At 59.3% G+C, this 24,448-nt stretch carries 24 protein-coding genes; 16 read left to right on the top strand and 8 right to left on the bottom strand.

Annotated elements, in window-relative coordinates; genetic code table 11:
* Positions 1 to 165: 165 nt before the first annotated feature.
* Genes QF010_RS17790 through QF010_RS17780 form a run of 3 tightly spaced genes read left to right on the top strand, consistent with a single transcriptional unit; the run spans position 166 to position 5,091 of the window.
* Positions 166 to 1,524 carry a TolC family outer membrane protein gene (locus tag QF010_RS17790; RefSeq protein WP_429533626.1) on the top strand — a complete coding sequence of 453 codons (1,359 nt, stop codon included), beginning with the start codon at positions 166 to 168 and terminating at the stop codon, positions 1,522 to 1,524.
* An 18-nt stretch (positions 1,525 to 1,542) separates the two neighbouring features.
* On the top strand, positions 1,543 to 3,702 hold the full coding sequence (locus tag QF010_RS17785; protein WP_033056100.1) for a type I secretion system permease/ATPase: 2,160 nt from the start codon (positions 1,543 to 1,545) through the stop codon (positions 3,700 to 3,702).
* A 9-nt stretch (positions 3,703 to 3,711) separates the two neighbouring features.
* Entirely contained in the window at positions 3,712 to 5,091 is a 1,380-nt protein-coding gene (locus QF010_RS17780) for an HlyD family type I secretion periplasmic adaptor subunit (protein ID WP_033056102.1), read from the top strand.
* A gap of 139 nt (positions 5,092 to 5,230) precedes the next feature.
* On the opposite strand, the gene QF010_RS17775 is transcribed toward QF010_RS17780, so the two are convergent.
* A complete protein-coding gene (locus QF010_RS17775) occupies positions 5,231 to 5,827 on the bottom strand; it encodes a tRNA-uridine aminocarboxypropyltransferase (protein WP_429512283.1) in 597 nt (198 codons plus the stop codon).
* Positions 5,828 to 5,831: 4 nt separating this feature from the next.
* Positions 5,832 to 6,725, bottom strand: a complete 894-nt coding sequence (locus QF010_RS17770; RefSeq protein ID WP_007945995.1) for a LysR family transcriptional regulator — start codon at positions 6,723 to 6,725, stop codon at positions 5,832 to 5,834.
* Between the two features lie 404 nt (positions 6,726 to 7,129).
* Between QF010_RS17770 and speB the strand changes: the two genes are divergently transcribed.
* The 6 genes from speB (at position 7,130) to QF010_RS17740 (ending at position 12,689) form a co-directional block, all read left to right on the top strand.
* Complete coding sequence (speB, locus tag QF010_RS17765; RefSeq protein ID WP_008153224.1) at positions 7,130 to 8,080, top strand: agmatinase; 951 nt, start codon at positions 7,130 to 7,132, stop codon at positions 8,078 to 8,080.
* A 9-nt stretch (positions 8,081 to 8,089) separates the two neighbouring features.
* Entirely contained in the window at positions 8,090 to 8,497 is a 408-nt protein-coding gene (locus tag QF010_RS17760; protein ID WP_150655039.1) for a YybH family protein, read from the top strand.
* A gap of 54 nt (positions 8,498 to 8,551) precedes the next feature.
* Positions 8,552 to 10,054: a purine-cytosine permease family protein gene (locus QF010_RS17755; RefSeq protein WP_429512280.1), complete on the top strand. Its 1,503-nt coding sequence runs from the start codon at positions 8,552 to 8,554 to the stop codon at positions 10,052 to 10,054.
* A 138-nt stretch (positions 10,055 to 10,192) separates the two neighbouring features.
* Positions 10,193 to 11,572 carry a sodium:solute symporter family protein gene (locus QF010_RS17750; RefSeq protein WP_429512279.1) on the top strand — a complete coding sequence of 460 codons (1,380 nt, stop codon included), beginning with the start codon at positions 10,193 to 10,195 and terminating at the stop codon, positions 11,570 to 11,572.
* 84 nt (positions 11,573 to 11,656) lie between these two features.
* Positions 11,657 to 12,382 (top strand): MBL fold metallo-hydrolase, encoded by a 726-nt coding sequence (locus tag QF010_RS17745; protein ID WP_429533625.1) that lies wholly within the window; start codon positions 11,657 to 11,659, stop codon positions 12,380 to 12,382.
* A 55-nt stretch (positions 12,383 to 12,437) separates the two neighbouring features.
* Entirely contained in the window at positions 12,438 to 12,689 is a 252-nt protein-coding gene (locus QF010_RS17740; protein WP_429533624.1) for an acyl carrier protein, read from the top strand.
* Between the two features lie 104 nt (positions 12,690 to 12,793).
* Here QF010_RS17740 and QF010_RS17735 read toward each other — a convergent pair whose 3' ends face one another.
* Both QF010_RS17735 and ptrR read right to left on the bottom strand, forming a co-directional pair.
* A complete protein-coding gene (locus tag QF010_RS17735) occupies positions 12,794 to 12,922 on the bottom strand; it encodes a PA1414 family protein (RefSeq protein WP_007914492.1) in 129 nt (42 codons plus the stop codon).
* A gap of 139 nt (positions 12,923 to 13,061) precedes the next feature.
* Entirely contained in the window at positions 13,062 to 13,955 is an 894-nt protein-coding gene (ptrR, locus tag QF010_RS17730; protein WP_429533623.1) for a putrescine utilization regulator PtrR, read from the bottom strand.
* Between the two features lie 103 nt (positions 13,956 to 14,058).
* Between ptrR and QF010_RS17725 the strand changes: the two genes are divergently transcribed.
* Positions 14,059 to 15,240, top strand: coding sequence for an MFS transporter (locus QF010_RS17725; protein ID WP_429512274.1), 1,182 nt, complete (start codon positions 14,059 to 14,061; stop codon positions 15,238 to 15,240).
* Here QF010_RS17725 and QF010_RS17720 read toward each other — a convergent pair.
* Both QF010_RS17720 and QF010_RS17715 read right to left on the bottom strand, forming a co-directional pair.
* Positions 15,185 to 16,117 carry a DMT family transporter gene (locus tag QF010_RS17720; protein WP_033056114.1) on the bottom strand — a complete coding sequence of 311 codons (933 nt, stop codon included), beginning with the start codon at positions 16,115 to 16,117 and terminating at the stop codon, positions 15,185 to 15,187. The genes QF010_RS17725 and QF010_RS17720 overlap by 56 nt on opposite strands.
* 129 nt (positions 16,118 to 16,246) lie before the next feature.
* Entirely contained in the window at positions 16,247 to 17,083 is an 837-nt protein-coding gene (locus QF010_RS17715; RefSeq protein ID WP_033056115.1) for a CvfB family protein, read from the bottom strand.
* A 351-nt stretch (positions 17,084 to 17,434) separates the two neighbouring features.
* On the opposite strand from QF010_RS17715, the gene QF010_RS17710 reads away from it, so the two are divergent.
* The 3 genes from QF010_RS17710 to QF010_RS17700 all read left to right on the top strand — a co-directional run bounded on the left by QF010_RS17710 (position 17,435) and on the right by QF010_RS17700 (position 19,508).
* Positions 17,435 to 17,623: a hypothetical protein gene (locus QF010_RS17710; protein WP_017337097.1), complete on the top strand. Its 189-nt coding sequence runs from the start codon at positions 17,435 to 17,437 to the stop codon at positions 17,621 to 17,623.
* A gap of 218 nt (positions 17,624 to 17,841) precedes the next feature.
* Entirely contained in the window at positions 17,842 to 18,558 is a 717-nt protein-coding gene (locus tag QF010_RS17705; RefSeq protein ID WP_429533622.1) for a TorF family putative porin, read from the top strand.
* 80 nt (positions 18,559 to 18,638) lie between these two features.
* A complete protein-coding gene (locus QF010_RS17700) occupies positions 18,639 to 19,508 on the top strand; it encodes a DUF6279 family lipoprotein (protein WP_429512270.1) in 870 nt (289 codons plus the stop codon).
* A 63-nt stretch (positions 19,509 to 19,571) separates the two neighbouring features.
* Here the strand turns inward: QF010_RS17700 and QF010_RS17695 are convergent, their stop codons facing one another.
* Positions 19,572 to 19,964, bottom strand: coding sequence for a hypothetical protein (locus QF010_RS17695; RefSeq protein ID WP_033056119.1), 393 nt, complete (start codon positions 19,962 to 19,964; stop codon positions 19,572 to 19,574).
* Positions 19,965 to 20,140: 176 nt separating this feature from the next.
* Between QF010_RS17695 and QF010_RS17690 the strand changes: the two genes are divergently transcribed.
* Positions 20,141 to 20,875, top strand: coding sequence for a DUF899 domain-containing protein (locus tag QF010_RS17690; RefSeq protein WP_429533621.1), 735 nt, complete (start codon positions 20,141 to 20,143; stop codon positions 20,873 to 20,875).
* Between the two features lie 352 nt (positions 20,876 to 21,227).
* Positions 21,228 to 21,503 (top strand): hypothetical protein, encoded by a 276-nt coding sequence (locus QF010_RS17685; RefSeq protein WP_033056121.1) that lies wholly within the window; start codon positions 21,228 to 21,230, stop codon positions 21,501 to 21,503.
* 70 nt (positions 21,504 to 21,573) lie between these two features.
* On the opposite strand, the gene QF010_RS17680 is transcribed toward QF010_RS17685, so the two are convergent.
* Positions 21,574 to 22,920, bottom strand: a complete 1,347-nt coding sequence (locus QF010_RS17680) for a DEAD/DEAH box helicase (RefSeq protein WP_008153197.1) — start codon at positions 22,918 to 22,920, stop codon at positions 21,574 to 21,576.
* A 193-nt stretch (positions 22,921 to 23,113) separates the two neighbouring features.
* On the opposite strand from QF010_RS17680, the gene QF010_RS17675 reads away from it, so the two are divergent.
* Positions 23,114 to 24,412 carry a mechanosensitive ion channel family protein gene (locus QF010_RS17675; RefSeq protein ID WP_033056123.1) on the top strand — a complete coding sequence of 433 codons (1,299 nt, stop codon included), beginning with the start codon at positions 23,114 to 23,116 and terminating at the stop codon, positions 24,410 to 24,412.
* The last annotated feature ends 36 nt before the right edge of the window (positions 24,413 to 24,448 follow it).

Below are 24,448 nucleotides of genomic sequence, written 5' to 3'. Positions count from 1 at the left end.
GAGCGCATAAGTTTTTTTTGGCATAGCAATTATGAAAATTTCTTCTATGGTTCTCTCTAGAATGTTCTTAGCTCTGTTGTTACAAGCATGAAACGGTTTTCACTATAAATGCCGTCAAATATTTGGCGACTAATAAGCACCATTAGGAATCAGGGAGAGGCACCCATGCGCGTATTAACCCCCCTCTGCAGCGCAATTCTGCTGGCCATGGCCTGCACTTCTCAGGCTCAAGCCATGTCATTGACGGAGGCGATCCAGAGCACCATCGCGACCCACCCGGAGCTGGCGTCGCGTGTAGACAGCCGCCTCTCGGCCGATGAGCAGGTGAAAGTCGCCAAGGGGGGCTTTTATCCATCAGTTGATCTGAATGCCGCCTACGGGCGCGGGTACAGCGATAACACCAACACCCGGGCACTCGGTAATCACCACACCGAAATCCTGACGTACACCCAATCGGAATTGCGTCTGCGGCAGATGCTCTTCGATGGTTTCAACACCGCCAACGAAGTCCAGCGCACCAAAGGCGTGGTCAATTCCCGGGCCTATTACGCTCAGGGCACCGCACAGGATCTGGCCCTGCGCACCATCGAGGTCTACCTCGAAGTGCTCAAACGCCGCGAACTGGTGACCCTGGCCACGAACAATCTGCAAGCTCACATGCGGGTCAACGATCAGATCGGTCTGCGCACCCAGCGTGGTATTGGCAGCACCGCCGACTCCGACCAGTCCGTCGCTCGCCGGGCATTGGCGCAAAACAACCTCGATACCGCTGAAGTCGATCTGGCGGATGCCGAGTCGAACTTCTATGCCGTAACCGGACGCCTGCCCGATGAGCTCGAAGCACCGCCGTCGATCCGCGGCGAGTTGCCCGCCACCCTGCCGGAAGCCCAGCAAAGCATGGTGGAAAACAACCCGTACCTGAAATCCGCCCAGGCCGACGTGCAATCATCCGAGAGCCAGTACGAAGTTGCCAAGTCGCCGTTCTACCCTCGCTTCGACGCCGAAGCGGCCGTGGGTGCGAACAACAACGTGCAGGGCGATGAAGGCCACGACAACGAATGGCGAGTCGGCGTGGTGATGAACTACAACCTGTTCCGCGGTGGCAGCGACAAGGCTCGCCTGGCCTCCGATGCGCACCAGATCAACCAGGCGATGGACATCCGCAACAATGCCCTGCGCCAACTCAACGAGAACATTCACCTGGCCTGGAACGCCATGGTCAATGCCAAGAAACAAACCCCGACTGCCCGCGAATACGCGGATACCAGCCGACGCGTGCGCGTGGCGTATCAGGACCAGTTCGGCCTTGGCCAACGCACCCTGCTCGACTTGCTGGACAGTGAAAACGAGCTCTACAACGCCAACCGTCGCTACACCGAAGTGCGCTACACCGAGGAGTACTCGATGTACCGCGTGCTGGCGAACATGGGTCAGTTGCTGAGCAAACAACGGGTGGTATTGCCCGCCGATGCGATCGCCTCCTCGGAAGTAAAAAATGAAGCCCGTTTGCCTGAACTGAAGTAGGCCTGTGGAGAGATCAATGTGACCAGCATGGAACCCGGCAACATCGGTGTCGATCCGCGCCTGAGCTTCGATGACCCACTTCTGGACGGTCTGTTGATCCTCTGCAAACTCCATGGCGCGACGGTCAGTCGCGCCAGCCTGAGTGCCGGGCTTCCCCTGAACAAACAACGCTTGAGCCTGGACCTGCTGCCTCGCGCAGCGGCCCGGGCCAGTTTGCAGGCGAGATTGCTGCGCCGTGAACTGGCGGACATTTCCGCCCTCAACCTGCCTGTAATGCTGATCCTCAACAACGGTCGTACTGCCGTTCTGCGACGCTTCGGCGATGACGGGCAGTTGCTGATTTTGCCGAGCGAATCCGACGGCGGTGAACAATGGGTCAGCCGCGATGAACTGGCCGAAAACTACAGCGGCCAGGCCTTGTTCGCGCGCCCAAGGCATGAACTCGAAGACTTGCGTTCGCCGCTGGTGCCACGGGTAGAAGCGTGGTTTCGCGACACGTTGAAGCTGTCGAAGTGGCTGTACAGCGATGCGATTCTGGCGAGTTTCTTGATCAACCTGCTGGGGATGATGGTGCCGCTGTTCGTGATGCAGACCTACGACCGGGTGGTGCCGAACCAGGCCACCTCGACGCTGTGGGTGCTGTCCATCGGCTTACTGATCGGCACCGGTTTCGAATTGGTGTTGCGGGTGGTCCGCGCGCACCTGCTGGACACCGCCGGGAAGAAAACCGACGTGATCCTTTCGGCCACGTTGTTCGAACGCATCACCGGCATGGCGATGAAAGCGCGGCCGGCGACCATTGGGGGTTTCGCCCAAAGCATCCATGACTTCCAGGGCCTGCGGGAATTCCTCACCGCCGTAACGCTGACGAGCCTGATCGACCTGCCCTTTGCCGTGCTGATGCTGGTGGTGATCGGCCTGCTCGGCGGCTGGCTGGTGGTGATTCCGTTACTGGCGTTTCCGATCACGATCATCTTCGCGATGGTGATCCAGGTGCGCCTGCGCGACACCGTACAGAAAAGCCTGACCCTGGGCGCCGAACGCCAGGCGCTGCTGATCGAAACCCTCGGCGGTCTGGAAACCCTCAAGGCCTGCAGCGCCGAAAGCGAACGCCAGCACAAATGGGAAAGCACCCACGGCGCCCTCACCCGCCTCGACAGCCATGCGCGCAACCTCTCGGCACTGGCCACCAACGGCACGCTGTTCATCCAGCAATTCTCCGGCATGGCGACCATCGTTGCCGGGGTCTACAGCATCATCGCCGGCAACCTCAGCGTCGGCGCGCTGGTGGCGACCTACATGCTCGGCAGCCGGGTCCTCGCGCCGCTGGGGCAGATTGCCGGTTTGATCACCCGCTATCAGCAAGCGCAACTGACCATGAAAAGCACCGATGCGCTGATGTCCTTGCCGCAGGAACGCGACGCCACACAACGGCCGCTGGAACGCACACAACTGCAAGGTGCGCTGGACGTCAGCAGCGTGACGTTCCACTACAACGGCCAGAACGCGCCGGCCCTGGCCAACATCAGCTTCAGCGTGAAACCCGGCGAGCGGATCGGCATCATCGGTCGCAGCGGCTCGGGGAAAAGTACGTTGGCGCGACTGGTGATGGGTTTCTACGCACCGGAAGAAGGCCAACTGCTGCTCGATGGCCTGGACCTGCGGCAACTGGACGTCGCCGACCTGCGCCAGCAAATCGGTTACGTCGCCCATGACCTGCCACTGTTGGCCGGCAGCCTGCGCGACAACCTGACCCTCGGCGCCCGCTACATCAGCGATGCACGGATGCTCGAAGTCGCCGAACTGACCGGTGTCACCGAGCTGGCCCGTCAGCATCCGCAAGGCTTCGACCGGCCGGTGGGCGAACGCGGACAACTGCTGTCCGGCGGGCAACGTCAGGCGGTGTTGCTGGCCCGCGCGTTGTTGCTGGATCCGCCGATCATGTTGCTCGACGAACCCACCAGTGCCATGGACAACAGCAGCGAAGACGTCCTGCGGCAAAAACTCCACCGCTGGGTCCAGGGCAAAACCCTGCTGCTGGTGACCCACCGCACCTCGATGCTCAGTCTGGTGGATCGGCTGGTGGTGCTGGACAACGGGCGGATCGTCGCCGACGGTCCGAAAGAAGTGGTCATCGATGCACTGCGCAAGGGCCGTGTCGGCTCTGCGGCTGTCTAGGAGCTAGCCATGGCCCGTTCATCATCCGACGCGTCGCGCTCTAATTCGAAGCCACGCGGCTACTTTGGCAGTTTCAGCAAAAGCGCCGAAAGCGAATTCATGCCGGAAACCGCCGGCGCCTCGTTGCAGGACTCACCACGCTGGTCGCGGATCACCGTGTGGCTGGCGGCTGCGTTGATTATCACCGCGGTGGTCTGGGCCAAGTTTGCGGTGTTGCAGGAAGTGACCATGGGCGAAGGCAAGGCGATTCCGTCGAGCAAAGTCCAAGTGATCCAGAATCTGGAGGGCGGCATCGTCACTGAGATCTTCGTGCGCGAAGGGCAAATGGTGAACAAGGGCGATACGTTGCTGCGCCTGGATGACACTCGATTCCTGTCGAACAAGGGCGAAAGCGAGGCGGATCGTTATGCGCTGACCGCGCAGGTCGAACGGCTGTCGGCCGAAGCGGAAGGCCGGCCATTCAAGCTCTCCCCGGAAGTGATCGCCAAGGCGCCGCAAGTGGCCGAAGACGAGCGCTCGCTGTACGAACAACGACAACGGCGACTGGCCAGCGAACAGCGCACCCTGAGTGAACAACTTCGGCAAAAAACCCAGGAACTGGCGGAGTTCCGCTCCAAACAGGGCCAATTCAGTTCAAGCCTGGCGCTGCTGCAACAAGAAATGAACATGTCCGCGCCACTGGTGGGCACCGGGGCGGTTTCGCCGGTGGAAATCCTGCGACTCAAACGCAGTGCGGTGGAGATTCGCGGCTCGCTGAACGCCACGACGCTGGCAATTCCCCGCGCGGAATCGGCGATCAATGAGATCAGAAGCAAGATTGATGAGTCCGAACAATCCTTCCGCTCCGACGCGGCGAAAGAGCTCAATGAAAAACGCACCGACCTGTCGAAAATCACCGCATCGAGCATTGCTATCGATGACCGCGTAACCCGCACCACGGTGGTGTCGCCGGTTCACGGGATTATCAAAGTGCTGAAGGTCAACACCATCGGCGGCGTGGTCCAGCCGGGCAGCGACATGGTGGAAATCGTGCCCATTGAAGACAACTTGCTGATCGAAGCCAAAGTGCGGCCGCAGGACGTGGCGTTTCTGCATCCGGGGCAGAAAGCCATGGTCAAGTTCAGTGCTTACGACTACACGATTTATGGCGGGTTGAGTGCGAAGCTGGAGTTGATTGGGGCGGACACGATTACGGATGACAAGGGCAACAGCTTCTACCTGATTCAGGTGCGCACGGACAAGAATCACTTGGGCGGGGATGTGAAACCGTTGCTGATCATTCCGGGGATGGTGGCGACGGTGGACATCATCACCGGGGAGAAAAGCGTGCTGGATTACTTGCTCAAACCGGTACTTAAAGCCCGGACTGAGGCGATGCGCGAAAGGTAGTCTCTGGCTGAAATTTGCGGTGGCTGTTTTACCGCCATCGCGAGCAGGCTCACTCCTACAGTGGACCGCATTTCCTCTGGAGAAACTCGGTCCACTGTAGGAGTGAGCCTGCTCGCGATGAGGGCCTTATATTCAGCGATCATTTCGGTCCATGATTACGCTGGAAAGTCTCCTCCCCCATCGCCGCAATCTGCCCCTCGATCAACGCCTCGAACGGTTTCAACAACGGCTCAAACGTGCTCGGCGCTTCCAGCGTCTGCAACGCCTGAACAATCGCCTCCACCGTCGACAACGCGCCCGGCCCCGGTGCCTTGCGCAATCGATACCTCGACACCCCGCCCTGCGCCAACGTCACCCTCGGCAGCGCCGCCAGCAGCGGGTTGAGGTGCAGCATCTTGCGCGCCTTGCGCCAGGTGCCGTCCGGGACGACCAGCAAGAGTGGTTGATCAGTTGCCGTGTAAGCCTGCAACGGCTGCGCATCATCGGCAGGAAACAGCAGCCGCGCCTGATAGCCCGGTTGATACAACAGCGCCGGCAAATCCTCGAACACCTCGCCCACTATCAACTCGGCATTCTTCAACCCCAACGCCGCCAACCGTGCGGTGTTCAGCGCATGGTTCACTTCGCTGGGATGCTGCAACAACAGCACTCGGGTGCGGCTGTCCAGGCTCGGAATCAGTGGGCACAAACAGTGAGTTTGCGGGCGCAGGCAGCGCGGGCATTGAATTCTGGACATTTTTTCAAGCCTGATTCAGTTGCGCTTTGAGCAAATCGCGGAAGGTCTGGATCAGCGGCTCGCGGCTGCGGCCACGACGCACGATCATCGAGAACGGCGCTTGATAACCAAAGGTCGCCGGCAGCAGCACCCGCAAATCGCCCTTGTCGGCCCAGGCCTGAGCATAGTGCTCCGGCAGGTAACCGATGTAGGCGCCGGACAGCACCAGAATCAGCTGCGCCTCCATACTCTCTACCGTCGCCGCGCTGTGTTTGAAACCGTGGCGTGCCAGTTCCGCCTGGCTCCAGTAGCCGCGGCCAACCATGCGTTGCTGAGTGATGACTTGCTCGGGAATGCGCCGCTCGGTGAACAGCGGATGACGACTGCTGCAATACAACCAGTGTTGTTCGCGGTACAGCGGCATGTAGACCAGACCGCTCATGCGCGTGGAGAACGCGCCGATGGCCAGGTCGAGACGGTTATCCTGCACGCCGAGTTGCAGCTCGTAAGGGCTCATCACCGAGAGGTGCAAATGCACGGCCGGGTGTTCCTGGCTGTAAGCGCCAATGGCTTCGGCGAAGGGCAAGGCCTTGTCGCTGACGGTGGAGTCGATGACGCCGAGGTTCAAGGTGCCGCGCAATTCGCCCTTGAGCGCCGCGGCGTATTGTTCGAAGCCTTCGAGTTCGCCGAGCAGGCGCAGGGTTTCCTGATGGAACAGCTCGCCTTTGCTGGTCAGGCTGAAACCACCTCGGCCGCGATGGCAGAGGACCAGGCCGAGGGCAGCTTCGAGCTGGCTCATGTAAGTGCTGATGGCCGACGTCGAGAGGTTGAGCTCTTGCTGCGCGTTGGCAAACCCCTGATGGCGAACCACGCTGACGAAGATGCGCAAGAGTTTCAGGTCGGGTAATGCGTTGGCCATGGGGGCTCCGGGCTTTAGAAATGTGTTGTCTGTTAAATCCACCCCTCACCCCAACCCTCTCCCCACGGGGTAGAGGGGGAAAGGGAGCCGATCTCCATGGCTTTCAAAGCCTGAGTTTGACTCGATATTTCAGGTCGATGTATTTCCCGAGAACACCTCGGTCAGTCCCCTCTCCCCCTGGGAGAGGGTTAGGGTGAGGGGCCGTTCTTGAGCCGATCACAAATCTCAATGCCGCAAAGTCTAATCCCCCTCCAGCCATTAGTTTAGAAAAATCTGAACTAAGTATTTGCCCGTAGCGATTCTTCCCGGCCACTACATTTCGCAGAATCGCCCCACAGCGGTTCCTGCGTCTCCCCGACCAGTGCAACCGACATAAATAAAACAACGACGATGAGGCCCTACCCGTGGACAAGATTCTTCACCAACCACTGGGCGGCAATGAAATGCCGCGCTTCGGCGGCATCGCCACCATGATGCGACTCCCCCATGTGCCAACCGCTGCCGGTCTGGATGCTGCCTTCGTTGGCGTCCCGCTGGACATCGGCACGTCCCTGCGCCCCGGCACCCGTTTCGGACCACGCGAAATCCGCGCTGAATCGGTGATGATCCGCCCATACAACATGGCCACCGGCGCTGCACCGTTCGACTCGCTGTCGGTTGCCGACATCGGTGACGTGGCGATCAACACGTTCAATCTGCTGGACGCGGTACGGATCATCGAAGAGTCCTACCACAAAATCCTCGAACACAATGTGATCCCCCTGACCCTCGGCGGCGACCACACCATCACCCTGCCAATCCTGCGTGCGATTCATAAGAAGCACGGCAAGGTCGGCCTGGTGCACATCGACGCTCACGCTGATGTGAACGACCACATGTTCGGCGAGAAAATCGCCCACGGCACCACCTTCCGTCGCGCTGTCGAAGAAGGCCTTCTGGATCCGGACCGCGTAGTGCAAATCGGTCTGCGCGCTCAGGGCTACACCGCTGACGACTTCAACTGGAGCCGCAACCAGGGCTTCCGTGTGGTTCAGGCCGAAGAGTGCTGGCACAAATCCCTGGCACCGCTGATGGCCGAAGTTCGCGAGAAAGTCGGCGGCGGTCCGGTGTACCTGAGTTTCGACATCGACGGCATCGATCCTGCCTGGGCGCCAGGTACCGGCACCCCGGAAATCGGTGGTCTGACAACCATTCAGGCGATTGAAATCGTTCGCGGCTGCCAAGGCCTCGACCTGGTCGGTTGCGATCTGGTAGAAGTCTCGCCCGCTTACGACACCACCGGCAATACCTCGCTGTTGGCCGCCAACCTGCTGTACGAAATGCTCTGCGTACTGCCTGGCGTGGTCCACCGCTGAGGATTGCTCGTGAACGAACGTGATCAGGTACTCAAGGCCGCTGCCGATCTGGTAACCGCCTTCGCCCGTAACGATCGCGAAGCCTACTTCGGTGCGTTCAGCACCGATGCCAGCTTCGTGTTCTACACCCTCGAACAACCCCTGCTGTCGCGCGATGCCTATCAGGCGTTGTGGGACACCTGGCGCTCGGAGGATGGCTTCGAGGTGCTTTCGTGCACCTCGAGCAACGCCTTCGTCAGCCTGCAGGGTGACGTGGCGATTTTCATCCATGACGTGGCCACCGAGTTGCGCATGCAAGGGGAGCAACACTTCAGCCAGGAGCGCGAGACGATTGTGTTTCGCCGACAACAACAAGGCCTATGGCTGGCCTGCCACGAACATTTGTCCGCGATGCCGGAAGGGCTGCCAACCCCTTAGCCAAACAGGTGACGCTCACACACGATGACCGCGCCTTTATGATCGGAGCTGATCATGAATAACAACAACAAAGACCAAAGCCTTACGCACATTGAAACCTACGGGGTCGAACAGATCCCGGACAGCGAACGCACCGCAGGTCCGACGGATTTGTTCCGGATGATCTTTGGGGGTTCCAACACGTTTGCCACCGCCGTGCTCGGCAGTTTCCCGGTCCTGTTCGGCCTGTCTTTTCAGGCGGGCGTCTGGGCGATTGTGCTGGGTGTGTTGCTGGGCTCGCTGATCCTTGCGCCCATGGGCCTGTTCGGCCCGATCAATGGCACCAACAACGCCGTGTCTTCCGGTGCGCACTTCGGCGTGCACGGGCGGATCGTGGGTTCGTTTCTGTCGTTGTTGACCGCCATCGCCTTCTTCTCGCTCTCGGTGTGGAGTTCGGGTGATGCGCTGATCGGTGGCGCCAAACGCCTGATCGGCCTGCCGGAAACCGACCTGACCCTGGGCCTGGCCTACGGTCTGTTCGCGATCCTGGTACTGACAGTCTGCATCTACGGCTTCCGCTTCCTGCTGTGGGTCAACAAGATCGCAGTGTGGAGTGCCAGCCTGCTGTTCCTGCTGGGCATCTTCGCCTTCATCGGTCCGTTCGATGTGAACTACGCTGGCACCGTCAGCATGGGCCAACCCGGTTTCTGGGCGGCCTTCATCGGCGCGGCGCTGGTGGCGATGAGCAACCCGATTTCCTTCGGCGCGTTCCTCGGTGACTGGTCGCGTTACATCCCGCGTGACACCTCCAAGCGCCGCATCATGGCCGCCGTGGTGATCTCGCAGATCGCGACCTTCATCCCGTTCCTGTTCGGCCTCGCCACCGCCACCATCGTAGCGATCAAGGCACCGGACTACATCGCCGCCAACAACTACGTCGGTGGTCTGTTGGCCGTTTCGCCGAGCTGGTTCTTCCTGCCGGTGTGCCTGATTGCGGTGATCGGCGGCATGTCCACCGGCACCACCTCGCTCTATGGCACCGGGCTGGACATGTCCAGCGTGTTTCCACGGGTACTGTCGCGGGTCAAGGCCACGCTGCTGATCGGTGTGATGTCGATTGCTTTCATCTTCATCGGCCGCTTTGCAGCGAACCTGGTGCAGAGCGTGTCGACCTTCGCCGTGCTGATCATCACCTGCACCACTCCGTGGATGGTGATCATGATCATCGGCCTGCTGGTGCGCCGCGGCTTCTACTGCCCGGATGACCTGCAAGTGTTCACCCGCGGCGAGAAAGGTGGCCGCTACTGGTTCACCCATGGCTGGAACTGGCGTGGGCTGGGTGCCTGGATCCCGAGCGCTGCAGTGGGCTTGTGCTTTGTGAACCTGCCTGGGCAGTTCGTCGGTCCGCTCGGCGAACTGGCCGGCGGCATCGACATCAGCCTGCCGGTCACCCTTGGCCTGGCGTCGTTGGTGTACCTGGCACTGTTGAGCCTGTTCCCGGAATCGGCCGCGGTATTCGGTCCAAACGATCCACGCAGCAAGGGCACCGATTCGCTCGCTAAACCAGCGATGGTGTAGGAGCGTGGCTTGCCCGCGAAGAACGATAACGCGGTCGGCCTGACTGGCCGCGGCGCCCCCTTCGCGAGCAAGCATCGCTCCTACACAAAAGTTTGATTTCAGCCTCACCATAAAAAAGACAATCGGAGACACGCCATAATGGCTTTGGATTTAATCGTCGTACTCATCTACGCCGCCGCGATGCTGCTACTCGGCTACTACGGCATGCGCAAGGCCAAGACCAACGAAGACTTTTTGGTCGCCGGTCGTAACCTCGGCCCGAGCCTGTACATGGGTACCATGGCCGCCACCGTTCTGGGCGGCGCGTCCACCGTCGGCACCGTGCGCCTGGGGTACGTCCATGGCATTTCCGGTTTCTGGCTCTGTGCGGCCCTCGGTTGCGGGATCGTCGCGCTGAACCTGTTCCTCGCCAAACCGCTGCTGAAACTGAAGATCTACACCGTTACCCAGGTATTGGAAAAACGCTACAACCCGATGGCCCGCTCCGCGAGCGCAGTGATCATGCTGGCGTATGCACTGATGATCGGTGTGGTCTCGATCCTGGCTATCGGCACCGTGCTGCAAGTGCTGTTCGACCTGCCGTTCTGGCTGTCGGTATTGGTCGGCGGTGGCGTGGTGGTGATTTATTCGGCGATCGGCGGCATGTGGTCCCTGACCCTGACCGACATCGTCCAGTTCGTGATCAAGACCGTGGGCCTGATGTTCATCCTGTTGCCAATCTGCATGTACCGCGTCGGTGGCTGGGATGAATTGGTGTTGAAACTGCCGGCCACCGCCTTCAGCTTCACCACGATTGGCTGGGACACCATCATCACCTACTTCATGATCTACTTCTTCGGGATCCTGATCGGCCAGGACATCTGGCAGCGTGTGTTCACCGTCAAGAGCGCCAAAGTGGCCCAGGTCGCCGGCACATTCGCAGGCTTCTACTGCATCCTTTACGGACTGGCCTGCGCCCTGATCGGCATGGCCGCTCATGTGCTGATCCCGGACCTGGACAACGTCAACAACGCCTTCGCCGCCATCGTCAAACTGTCCCTGCCGGACGGTATCCGTGGCCTGGTGATCGCCGCAGCCCTGGCCGCCATGATGTCCACCGCCAGCGCCGGCCTGCTCGCCGCTGCCACCACCCTGACCGAAGACCTGCTGCCGAAACTGCGTGGCGGTAAACAGTCGACTCTGGGCATCAACCGCCTGTTCACCCTGCTGACCGGCATCGTGGTACTCGGCATCGCTCTGGTCGTGAATGACGTGATCAGCGCCCTGACCCTGGCGTACAACCTGCTGGTGGGCGGCATGCTGATCCCGCTGATCGGTGCGATTTTCTGGAAACGCGCCAACACCGCCGGCGCTATCGCCAGCATGGGCATGGGCTTCGCCACAGCGTTGCTGTTCATGTTCAAAGACGGTCTGGATGCCAACACCCCGATCTACTACAGCCTCGGCGTAGGTCTGGTGAGTTTCGTGGTGGTCAGCTTGCTGTCCCCTCGCCCTGCAGCGGTGCCCAGCGCCGCCTAAGCTGAACATAACGACTTGATGCTTTCTTCGACGGGTGTGGCGTCGGTTGCCACACCCGTTTTTTTTCGTCTGGAGAAAACCTTGATGAAGATTGTTTCTCGCGATCAGTGGTTTGAAGTCAAACAACTCAGCGACGGCATCCGCCTGATTCACGAGCCTTACATCCGCCCCTTCTATCGCTGCAACCTCTGGCACATCCAGGGCCGCGACAAAGACTTGCTGCTCGACAGCGGTTCCGGGCTCGTCAGCCTGCGCGAGCAACTGCCGTGGATTACCGAACGGCCGCTGGTCGCCGTGGCCAGTCATTGCCATTTCGACCACATCGCCGGTCATCACGAATTCCCCGAACGGCTGGTGCATCCGGCTGAGGCGGACATCCTCGCCGCACCAGACGGCGACAACGATTTGAGTAAAGCTTTTGTCGGCGACGAGATGTTCGAGGCGCACCCGGATTGCCCGTTGTGCTACGCCGAGTATCGGGTCAAAGCCGCACCAGCCACCGGTTTGATCGAAGAAGGTGACGTGCTGGATCTGGGCAATCGCACGCTGCAAGTGCTGCACACACCGGGGCATTCACCGGGCGGTATCAGCCTGTACGAAGCGGCGACCGAGACGCTGTTCAGCGGCGACATCATCTACGACGGGCCACTGATCGAAGACGCCTACCACTCCAACCTCGAGGACTACGCCCGCAGCCTGCAGCGTTTGCGCGAGTTGCCGATCCGTACGGTGCATGGCGGGCATTTCGGGAGTTTTTCCGGGGAGCATTTGCGCACGATGATTGACGAGTGGCAGCGCTCGCACGCCTGAAGCCTGCTGTACTCAGCCCCAGGGACAACAACAATAACGCCCTCGAATAACCGCCATGAAAAGAGCTGCCGTTCGTGCTGTCGTGCATCGTTTCATCCGCCGCCTGCTGGAGGGTCAGGATGACTTCGACGACAACGCCAGCCTGACGCAATTGGGATTGGATAAAGAAGATATCGAAGAGCTGATCTTCCATCTGGAAGATGAGCTGGGTTTGACGGCGTTTACGGCAGAGGAAGATCAGATGCTCAAGACCGCCAGGACGGCGAATGACTTGAGCCGGTTTTTAATGGAGATCGGAAGGCACTAAGCCCCGCCCGCTCTCTTGAGTTCGACTGGGGTCCTGTAGCAGCTGCCGAGCACCGCGAGGCTGCGTTGGGCTCGGCAACTGCTACAACAACGGCTGCGCTACGCTTACCGGCGGCGCTGCTGGCGTCGGCGTTGTTCGTCGTCAGTGCGAATAGGCACAGGTTGCAGAGGCGGTTCAATCAAACCGAGTGCAACACCCAGGTCGTGCAGCCAGTTTTGGATTTTCTCTTTCATGGTGCCCCCTTCAGGGTAGTGCCGAGTGGCCAAAATTCTGTAGCCACTTCGCACTGATAATAGTCCGAAGTCCTACGCAATGCTCGCCCAAAGTCGCAATGATCTGTTACTGAATTGATCAAAATACCTGACCGATAGTTCAAGCTATCTCCCGAGCCTGACTCGGCGTCGACGGATAGACCAATTGTTGCTGCTCAAGCCAGGCGTTCAAGTTCGCCCCAACCATGCCTTTGCGCCACATCAGCCACGTGGTGGCACTGGCAAATGGCTCGGCCAACGGATGCACCGCCACGCTTTCGCGGCCCGGCAGGCTGGCGAGCATCGACGCCGACATCAGCGCCACGCCTGAGCCGGCGATCACGCAGGCCAGCATCCCCGGATAAGACTCGATTTCAATCGCCCGGCCCATGGCCGCGTGGTAATGGGAGAACCAGGCTTCCAGGCGCATCCGGTAGGAACAACCCTGGCGAAACGTGAACACCGAGCGCCCTTGCACATCCAGCGCGCTGAGGATCGGCGGGTGATCGGCCTCGCTGATCAGCACCAGCCGTTCGTCGCACAACGGCACGCCGTCGAGCCCGGCCAGTTCCAGCGGACCGTCCACCAGCGCCGCATCGAGACGACCGGTGAGCAAACCTTCAAGCAATTCGCCGCTTGGCCCGGCCTGCACTTGCAGGTTCACCGCCGGATAAGTGCGGTGATAACGCGCCAACAACCCCGGCAGATGAATCGCCGCCGTGCTGTACATCGTGCCGAGTACGAAGTCCCCGGCCGGTTGCCCGCCCTGCACCGCCGCTTGAGCTTCGTCGCGCAGATTGAACAACTTGGCGGTGTAGTCCAGCAGGACTTTTCCTGCAGGTGACAACTGCAAACGCTGACGTTCACGCACGAACAGTTCTACGCCGAGTTGCTCTTCCAGCTGTTTAAGCCGGGTCGACAGGTTCGATGGCACCCGGTGCAGACGTTCGGCAGCGCGGGTGATGGAACCCTCCTGCGCTACTGCCTGGAAAATCCGCAATTGGCTGAATTCCACACCTTTCTCCAAATCAGAACAAGTTACTCACTATTATTCATTTTAAAAGAAAGTCAATCAGTCCTAGCCTGACGGTCATTGATCCTCTGCCGGAATTCAGACCATGTCCCCTCTGATTCGCTTACTCGCCAGTTTCATCGCCCTGATGATGGCCATGGGCATCGGGCGTTTCGCCCTCACGCCTCAGTTGCCGCACCTGCTCAGCGAAGGTCAGATCGACCTGACCGCCGCCGGTCTGATTGCCGCAGCCAACTACCTTGGCTACTTCGTTGGCGCAGTGGACGCGATGTTCTCTCGCCGCCCCGAGCAAGTCCGCCGGCGTTTGCTGGGCGGTTTATGGCTCTGTGTATTGCTGACGTTAGCCTCGTTCTGGGCCAACGGGTTTTGGTCCCATCTGGTGCTGCGGTTCGGCACCGGCGTGGCCAGCGCCTGGGTGCTGGTGATGATCACCGCGTTGAGCCAGCCGCTGGCCGCGGCGGCCGGTCGCCCACGGCTTGGCGCCCTGGTATTTGCCGGACCGGGTTTGGGGATTTTTCTGACGGGCTTGTTGGCCTTGGGATCGAACCTGCTGGGGCAGACTTCTGCAGCCTTGTGGCTGGTATATGCCGGCGTCGGGCTGGCGATGCTGCTGGGGATTCTGCCGTTCCTGCCGCAACCGGCCACGACCGTGGCCACCGCCCCCAGCGTCGCTGGCTCGGGAAATCATGGCATCGGCCGTTTAGGCGTGGTCTATGGGTTGTACGGTTTGGGCTACATCATTCCGGCCACTTTCCTCTCGCAAATGGCCAACGCGCAGTTCCATGGCCAATGGCAGGCCGATCTGTTCTGGCCTTGCTTCGGTCTTGCTTCGGCCATCGGGGTGGTGCTGGTAAGTCTGCGTCGACAACACCCGCAGGGCACTCGTTACTGGCTGATGGCTACGTTGTGGCTGCAAGCCGCCGGGGTCTTCGCCTGCTTGTTGGGCAGCGGCCCGGGCCTGGCCTTGGGCGTGATCCTCTGTGGCACGCCGTTCCTGGCCTGCATGCAATTGGTGATGCAACGCTCCCGGGAACTGGCGCCCCACACCGCCCAGCGCAACGCCGGGCTGCTGACGGCATGCTTCGCCGTGGGCCAGCTCAGCGGGCCGTTGCTGGCCGCATTGAGCAGCCACTTCAGCGGAGGTTTGCATCCCGCGCTGGTGTTCGCCGGCAGCGGTTTGATTGTCGCCGGCGGTCTGTTACTGCGTCCGGTCAGCTCTGCCCAAGGGCTTTGCGCAAGCGACGGCGCACCCACTGCTCAGCGCTGACAAACGTGATGCCCAGCAATACCAGCACCGCGCCGACAACGAAATTGAAGCTCAGCTCTTCGCCCAGCAGCACCACGCCGAACGTGACGCCGAACAGCGGCGTCATGAACGAAAACACCGCCAGGTTCGCCGCCAGATAACGGCGCAACAGCCAGAACCAGGTCAGGTAACTGAAGAACGACACCACCAATCCCTGAAACAACACACTGGCCACCGCGACGGTGGTCAGGCTGACGTGGGTGACCTGGCCGCTGAGGATCGCGATCAGCAACAGGCCAACAAAACCGACAATCAGTTGATAGAACAGCGTCAGCGTCACCGGCGCTTCCGACAGGCGCGAAGCGCGCACCACCACCGTGGTTGCACCCCATGACGCGCCAGCCAGCACGCCCAGCGCATCGCCCATCAACATGCGGTGATCGAGGTTGTCCCAGGACACCCCACCGGCAAAGGCGATGGCGATCCCGACGAAGGCGAGAAAAATCCCCAGCCACTGGAGCGGTCTTAAACGCTCACTCGGCAACAGCCAATGAACGCCCAATGCGGTGAAGATCGGCGCGGTGTAAAGGAACACCGACATGTGCGCGGCAGTGGTGAGTTGCAGGCCTTCGGAAATGAAGAAGAACTCCAGGCCAAACAGCGCGCCAGCCAGTAGTCCACCGCGCCAGGTGTTGCCCACTTGATCCCAACCGCCCTTCCAGCAGATCAACAGTCCTACGAGCAACGCGGAAATACCCGAGCGCCCGGCGGCCTGCATGACCGGCGCGATGTCTGGCGCCGCCCACTTGATCATCACCTGCTGAACACCCCAGATCAGGCACAACCCAATCATCACTTGCAGGGCAAACCCATCGGCGCTGCGCCGGGTGGCGCTCACCGGAACACCTCGAAAACACAAAACATGGCAGTCACTCGGCAGTAAAAAGCAAAGCCCCGACACAGAGCCGGGACTTTTTCATCACAGTTCAACCCTATGCAATCGCGTTACATGAGGGCGGGCGCGAGGTCAGCTTAGTTCAATGCGATCAGCGTGAATGACGATCTGGCCGTTCTTGTACAACGCACCAATGGCCTTTTTGAAGTTGCCCTTGCTGACGCCAAACATACTGCTGATCACCGTCGGGTCGCTCTTGTCGCTGACCGGCAGGCTGCCATTGTTGTCGCGCAACTTGGCGAGAATCTTCGAGTTCAGGCTGGTGGCGGCTTCTTCGCCAACCGGTTGCAGGCTCAGGCTGATCTTGCCGTCGGCACGGACTTCTTTGATAAAGCCCTTCTCTTCTTTACCGGCGCGCATGAACTTGAAGATTTCGTTCTTGTGGATCAGCCCCCAGTGCTTGTTGTTGATGATCGCCTTGAAGCCCATATCGGTGGCTTCGGCAACCAGCAAATCAACTTCCTGGCCAGGGGTGTAGTTGGCCGGGGTCTTGTCGAGGTAGCGGTCCAGACGCGCCGTCGCGGTGATGCGGCGGGTGTGCTTGTCGAGGTAGACGTGCACCACGACATATTCGCCGGCGGTCATCTGGCGCTTTTCTTCGGAGTACGGCAGCAACAGATCCTTCGGCAAGCCCCAATCCAGGAAAACACCGATGCTGTTGACTTCAACGACTTTTAAACTGGCGAATTCACCGACTTGAACTTTCGGCTTTTCGGTAGTTGCGATGAGTTTGTCATCGCTGTCCAGATAAATAAAAACGTTGAGCCAGTCTTCATCTTCGCTGGGAATATCTTTGGGAATATAACGATTAGGCAGGAGGATTTCGCCATCCGCGCCACCGTCCAGATATAAACCGAAGTTAGTGTGTTTAACCACTTGCAAACTGTTGTAGCGCCCGACTAAAGCCATTTCCAATACCCTCATTGCGTGGGCGGCATTCTACCCGGTTTTGCGGGTCGCGTTCGCTGGCCAGCCCGGTGGCGCAAGAAAATCCTCTGAAGGGCTTAATTTTCCTGGGTTTTGCCGCACGCGCCTGGCCGCTCGTCAGGCCGTTCTGGTGATTTTCGCACCTGTCCGCCAGGCTGAAAACTGTATTTTTTCACGCTCGTTCTTAGTTAAAACAGCAGCTTAGAGGCCTATTCAGAATAATAACTTGTGATTAATTCTTCATTTGCCCTGTGTATTTCGGGGGGATATTTACCAAGCAATTGTCAAGTATTTCCTGTACGATGCCTGGCCAAGTTAATTTTCTATAGGTTAATGGCCGCCATGCGTGTAAAAGCATCCAACAGCAAAGCAAAGCCAGCTCCAGCCGTTGAAACCAGCGAATCGATCAACAACCAGATTGCTGCGTTCCTCAAGTCCGGCGGAGAGATCCAGCAAATTGCCAAAGGCGTCAGCGGCCAGACGTTCGGCCCGTCCAAGCAGATCACCCTGGGCAAGAAGTAACTTCCCCAAGATCCGCCGCGTCACCTGGTCCCTAAGCGCTTTGAGCTTCGAAGCGCTTGGACTGGAACCCTCCTCGCAACACCCCGCCAAACACATCAATATTTCAAAAATCGACGAACGGCCCTCGATGCCGAGCATTCGCCGGTATGCTTGCACACGTCTAAATCAAGCGTTTCAGTAGGTTTTAGTTCCTGCTCCTCGCTGTCATGGAGTGACGCATGCTCAAACCCTCCTATTTATTGCTCGGCACCCTGCTGTCGTGTTCGGTCGCCAATGCGCAAATCTTTCAGCGTGAACTGGGCGACTTCAATCTCAAACTCGGCACCACCGCCAGCCGCAGCATGGCCCAGGGGCTGGTCAAACCTTCCAGCACCGGCTCGTTCCACGGTGGTCTCGACCTGAGCCACGACAGCGGCTTTTACGTGGGCCAATGGGCGCCAAGCATGGGTTTAACGCCTGGGGCCAAACTTGAAGTCGACTCCTACATGGGCTTTAAACAGCCTTTCGATAGCACCCTCGGGTACGAAGTGGGAATGATCCGTTACAGCTATCCGAAAGTGGACACCCTCGACAGCCAGGAGCTTTTCGGTGGCCTGACCTTTCTCGGTAGCCGTTTCGGCGCAGCGTTCAGCAATGACCCGGACAAACAGAACAGCACCGTGTTCGCCGACCTGGGCGGCAATCAGCCGTTTGGCATCGGGATCAGCATGAAATACACCACCCACCAGCTCAACACACCGGTGTCCGTCGACGGTGGGTATGTAGGCAGTTTCACCGACTGGTCAGTGCAACTTTCCCGCCCGTTCATGGGCGTCGATCTGGACCTGATCTACAGTGACTCTAACTTGAGTGGCAGCAGCTGCTCCGCCTATTCCGGGCACAACAGTCAATGCGATGGGCTGGTCACCCTAAAGGCCGAACGCGCCTTTTACTGATCAGCTGAACTGCGAGGCTCATCCTGCGTTCACATAGAAAAGCCCATTAAAAAAGCCAGGCCTTCGCAAAGGATTCGCCCATGTCGCGCTGGTTGAAGTGTCTCGCCGTCGTTATCACCCTCTGTCTCGCCCTCGGTGCGTGCAGCCGCGTGGGCCTGGCCTATCGCAACCTCGACGTGATCATTCCGTGGACGCTCAGCGACTACCTGGACATGAACGGCGAGCAGAAAGGCTGGTTCAACGAGCGCCTCAAGGAACACCTGAGCTGGCACTGCACCACGCAACTGCCGGGCTACCTCGACTGGCTGGATCGCTTGCAGGTCATGGTCGAGACCAACCAGGTCACCGACGCTGCACTGCAATCCCGCGTCCAGGAAGCCAAACAGGCCATCGCCCAGACCGCCCGGGAAATCACCCCGTCGGCCATTGAGCTGTTGCAAGGGCTGAATGACCAGCAAGTAGCGGAAATGAACGAGGCCTTCGCCAAGGACCAACATAAACGCCAGGCGCAGTACCTCAAACCGTCTCTCGATCAACAGATCAAGGCACGCAGCCAGCGTATGGAAAAACGCCTGAATGATTGGCTCGGCCCGCTCAGTGCAACCCAGCAGCTGCGGGTTGCCGCGTGGTCAAACGCCTTGGGTGACCAGAATACGCAATGGATCGCCAACCGCGTCCATTGGCAGAAGCAGTTCAGTGCAGCGGTTGCGCAGCGCCACAGTCCAGAATTCCCACAGCGAATCGAGACGCTTCTGGTGAATCGCGAGAGCTTGTGGACGCCCGCTTATCGCCAGGCCTACGCCAGCACCGAAGCCCAGGCACGGGCACTATTTGTGGATTTGATGGCCGAAAGCACGCCAGAACAGCGCCAGCGGTTGTTGAAGAAGATCGAAGGGGTACGCAAGGACTTCAGTGATTTGACGTGTCTGAAGGCTGCAAAACAGAGCTAAGCACTACGCAAATCCCTGTGGGAGCGAGCCTGCTCGCTCCCACAATGGGTTAGGGGGTGATCGTCAGGCAATCTGCGCCTTCGACGCCACCCCATCAAACGTCACCTCGTCCAGTGCATCTTCCTGCTCATCAAGCACCTGCCGCGGGTGGTCATTGCCCGGAATACTGCTGTCGATCAGGCTCAATAAACTCGAGCCCCGTGGCGTCAAAATGTAGTTCGACCCGTTGCCACCTTGATCCTCAGGCCGAGGCTCAATGTAGCCGCGCAATAACAGTAACTTTTCATACTCACCAGCCACTGCTTTCAGATGATCCAGGTTCTCAATCTCCTCGCCCTTCGCCGCTTTTTCCGCCGCGTACTGCTCGGCGTAGGGCCGTGGCGTAAAGCTGTGGCCAGCGCTGTTCTGCGCCTCGTGCAACAAGCGTTCAATCAAATCCCAGTTATAAGTCGTCATCCTGATTCAACCTCCAAAGCCAGAGAGTGAGATGGCCTTATAGGTTGTGACCGGCGCGGCTCGTAGCCGTTCAGCTGAGGTTTTGAACAGCACCGACCGGCGGTATGTCGAATTGGGCGTAGGTCAAACGACTAGCTTGTGTAAGTCACCTCCCAGCCTCCTGCAGGAGAATCCCAATGGACATTCAGAATCATCCCGTCGTCTCCCGAGAAGTATGGCTCGCCGCCCGCAAGCAACACCTGGCCCACGAAAAAGCCTTCACCAAAGAACGAGACAAACTCAGCGCCGAACGCCGCGCCCTGCCTTGGGTGAAAATCGACAAGGACTACCGCTTTCAGGGCCCGAACGGCGAACTGAAACTGGCTGACCTGTTCGGCGGCCGTAGCCAATTGGTCATCTACCACTTCATGTTTGGCAAAGGTTGGGACGAAGGCTGCTCCGGCTGCTCGTTCCTGTCCGACCACATCGATGGCGCCAACCAACACCTGGCCCATCATGACGTCGCCGTGGTGGCGGTTTCCCACGCACCGTTCGCCGAATTCCAGGCCTTCAAACGGCGCATGGGCTGGAAATTCGATTGGGTGTCGTCAGAAGGCTGCGACTTCAACTACGACTTCGGCGTCTCGGCCCGAGCAGAAGACGTCACCGCGGGCAAAGCCACCTATAACTACGAAAAATCTGACGGTGCCGAAGAAGAATTGCCTGGCCTCAGCGTGTTTTATCGCAATGAAGTTGGAGAGATTTTCCACACCTATTCCACTTATGCCCGAGGTTTGGACTTGTTGGTCGGGGCTTACAACTACCTCGACCTGACGCCCAAGGGGCGTAATGAAGAGGAAATCATGGAGTGGGTGAGGTATCACGACCGGTATGAGGACAAGGCAGCGGCCAGTTGCTGCCATGGGGGATAGACCACTTGTGCAGAACACCTATCCCCAAACACCGCAAATCCACTGTGGGAGCGAGCTTGTTCCGGGCTGCGATCCGACGATGACTGACAAACATTCAACACTGATATCGACTGATACACCGCTATCGTCGGATCGCTGCCCGGAGCCGCTCCCACAGTCATCAGCTCTGTCCGACCGCACCAGGACATTTCCCCTACATCAACTTCAGAACCGGGGATCTGTACCGCTGGGCGGCTGATCCTTATAGTCAAACCGTCGCCCAAAAGGCGACCGTGTTTGGCGTTTCTGAACTTTTTACACCCTTCGCCCCTCAACCGGATAACCCGCCTTAACCGGAAATGAGGCCCAGCCTATGAAAGCCCTGCTGAAACTCACCCTCGCCGCCACCCTCGCCTGCGCCCTCCCCGCCTGGGCCTGCACGCCCGAGGAAGCTACGGCCAAACGCGAACAACTGGCCAAGGAAGTCACCAAGCTCACCCAGCAGAATCCGGCCAAAGCCAAGGAGATCAACGATGAGCTGCAGAAGATGGATCTGGGGACAGCAAGCGCCGATCTGCCGGACAAGTGCCAGTTGATCGATCAGCGATTGAAGGAGCTGGGATCAGCGGAGAAGAAAGCCGAGGGATGATCCATCCAAGGAATCCCAGGCATAAAAAAACCGGACATCAGTCCGGTTTTTTGTGGGTCGCTAAAACTGCTTACTCAGCAGCCGGCGCTTCCGGCTTGCGGCGCTTGAGCGGCGCCATGCCGTCCTTGCTGACCAGCGACAGAGCGTCGGTCTTCGGGCGGTTGGCGATTTTGCGTTTGGTCGGTGCCTTGGCGCCGGTTTTCTTCTTGTCGCCCTTGGCGTCGACTTTTTTCTTCTTCACGCCAACGGCTTTGCCCGAGGCCTTGACCTTTTTCGGTCCGCCGTAGGTGCCTTTGACTTCCTTGATGGTGCGGCGCTCAAAGCTCTGCTTGAGGTAGCGCTCGACGCTCGACATCAGGTTCCAGTCGCCGTGGCAGATCAGCGAGATGGCCAGGCCATCGTTGCCGGCACGGCCGGTGCGACCGATGCGGTGAACGTATTCGTCGCCGCTGCGCGGCATATCGAAGTTGATCACCAGGTCCAGGCCTTCCACGTCGAGGCCGCGAGCGGCGACGTCGGTGGCGACGAGGATTTTCACACCGCCCTGCTTCAGACGGTCGATGGCCAGCTTGCGATCCTTCTGGTCTTTGTCACCGTGCAGGACGAACGCTTTGTATTCCTGCGCCACCAGGCGGCCGTAGATACGGTCGGCCATGGCCCGGGTGTTAGTGAACACGATGGCCTTCTGGTAGGTCTCGTTGGCCAGCAACCAGTTCACGATCTGTTCTTTGTGCTGGTTGTGGTCAGCGGTGATGATCTGCTGACGGGTGGTCGCATTCAGGTCGCTGACGTTGTTCAGCTGCAAGTGCTCAGGATTGTTCAGTACCTTGGCGACCATCTCGCGCAGGCCCGAACCACCGGTGGTGGCGGAGAACAGCATGGTCTGCTGGCGGTTGGTGCACTCTTCCACCAGCCGCTGGACGTCTTCGGCAAAGCCCATGTCGAGCATGCGGTCGGCTTCGTCGAGGACCAGTACTTCGACTTCTTTCAGGTCGAGGTTGCCGGCGTTCAGTTGCTCGATCATCCGGCCCGGCGTACCGATCAGGATGTCCGGCACCTTGCGCAGCATTGCAGCCTGGACCTTGAAGTCTTCACCGCCGGTGATCAGGCCGGACTTGATGAAAGTGAACTGAGCGAAACGCTCAACTTCCTTGATGGTCTGCTGGGCCAGCTCGCGGGTCGGCAGCAGGATCAGGGTCTTGATGCTGACGCGGACTTTAGCCGGGCCGATCAGACGGTTGAGGATCGGCAAAACGAAAGCAGCGGTTTTGCCGCTACCGGTTTGCGCTGTCACCCGCAGGTCACGCCCTTGGAGCGCCAGCGGAATAGCCGCTGCTTGCACAGGCGTTGGCTCTACAAATTTAAGCTCGGCCACGGCTTTGAGCAGGCGTTCGTGCAGGGCGAATTGGGAAAACACGGGTGCTACCTCGAAGAAATACAAAAAAACAGCTGCATAGGGTAACGGTTTCGAGCGCTGAGGCCGAGTTTCTTTATACAAACGGCGCTAAACAGTGGTTTTTTTGTTGCGTCTTTTGTCCTCAAACGTCATCCAAAGCGTCTTAAATGCTCTAATCGCCCCGTCGCGTCCTACAGAAGAACCGTTTTCGCCCATGGATATCAAACAGCTCTGGCTCAACGTCCAAGACCTTTGGGGTGCCCTTGATCAGCACCCGCTCCTGCATTCCAGCCTGGCTTTGGTGGTATTGCTGGTGGTTGCGCTGGTCCTCGGACGAGTGGCGCGCTACCTCATTCTGCATGCAACCAGAATGCTCGGTCGCCAGCCGGCATTGCACTGGATCAATGACTTTCGGCATAACAAGGTCTTTCATCGCCTGGCGCAGATCACCCCCTCGCTGGTGATCCAGTTCGGCTTGCACCTGGTGCCGGAGTTAGGCAAGACCAGCCTGATCTTCCTGGGTAACGTCGCGCTGGCATTTACCATTCTGTTTTTGCTGTTGGCGGTCAGTGCCCTGCTCAGCGCCCTGCTCGACATCTACGCGCGCACCGAACATGCCCGTACCCGCTCGATCAAAGGCTACGTACAACTGACGAAAATGGTCTTGTACGTGTTTGGCGCGATCATCATCGTTGCCACCCTCATCGACCGTTCGCCGCTATTGCTGCTGTCGGGTCTGGGCGCCATGTCGGCGGTGATTCTGTTGGTCTACAAGGACACCCTGCTGTCGTTCGTCGCCAGCGTGCAGCTGACCAGCAATGACATGCTGCGGGTCGGCGACTGGATCGAGATGCCGCAAGTCGGCGCCGACGGTGACGTGGTCGACATCACGCTGCATACGGTCAAGGTGCAGAATTTCGATAAAACGATTGTTTCGATTCCAACCTGGCGCCTGATGTCCGAGTCGTTCAAGAACTGGCGCGGCATGCAGCAATCCGGCGGACGACGGATCAAGCGCAGCCTGTTCATCGACGCCAGTGGTGTGCGGTTCATCCGCGATGACGAAGAGCAGAAGCTGTCCCAGGTGCATCTGCTGACCGACTACATCAGCCGCAAGCAGGCTGAACTCAAGGCCTGGAACGAAGCCCAGGGCAACGTTGCAGCGATGTCGGCCAACCGGCGGCGGATGACTAATATCGGGACCTTCCGCGCGTATGCATTGGCGTATTTGAAGAGTCACCCGGAAATCCAGCCGAACATGACCTGCATGGTTCGGCAGATGCAGACCACCGCGCAGGGGATTCCGCTGGAAATCTACTGTTTCACCCGCACCACCGTGTGGGCGGATTACGAGCGGATTCAGGGGGATATTTTCGATTACCTGCTGGCGGTATTGCCGGAGTTTGGCTTGAGCCTTTATCAGCAGCCCAGCGGCGGAGATCTAAGGGCCGGGTTGCTTCCGGCCATGTTAGGCGCGAGCCATATCCCCGAACCCGAAAAACACGTTATGTAACGCCACTTTCCCCTTGTGGGAGCGGGCTTGCTCGCG

The organism is Pseudomonas silensiensis, from assembly GCF_050434865.1.
GTDB classification, from domain to species: domain Bacteria; phylum Pseudomonadota; class Gammaproteobacteria; order Pseudomonadales; family Pseudomonadaceae; genus Aquipseudomonas; species Aquipseudomonas fluorescens_W.
The sequence above is the reverse complement of the archived record's forward strand: the minus strand, read 5'-3'. Positions and strand labels throughout refer to the sequence as shown.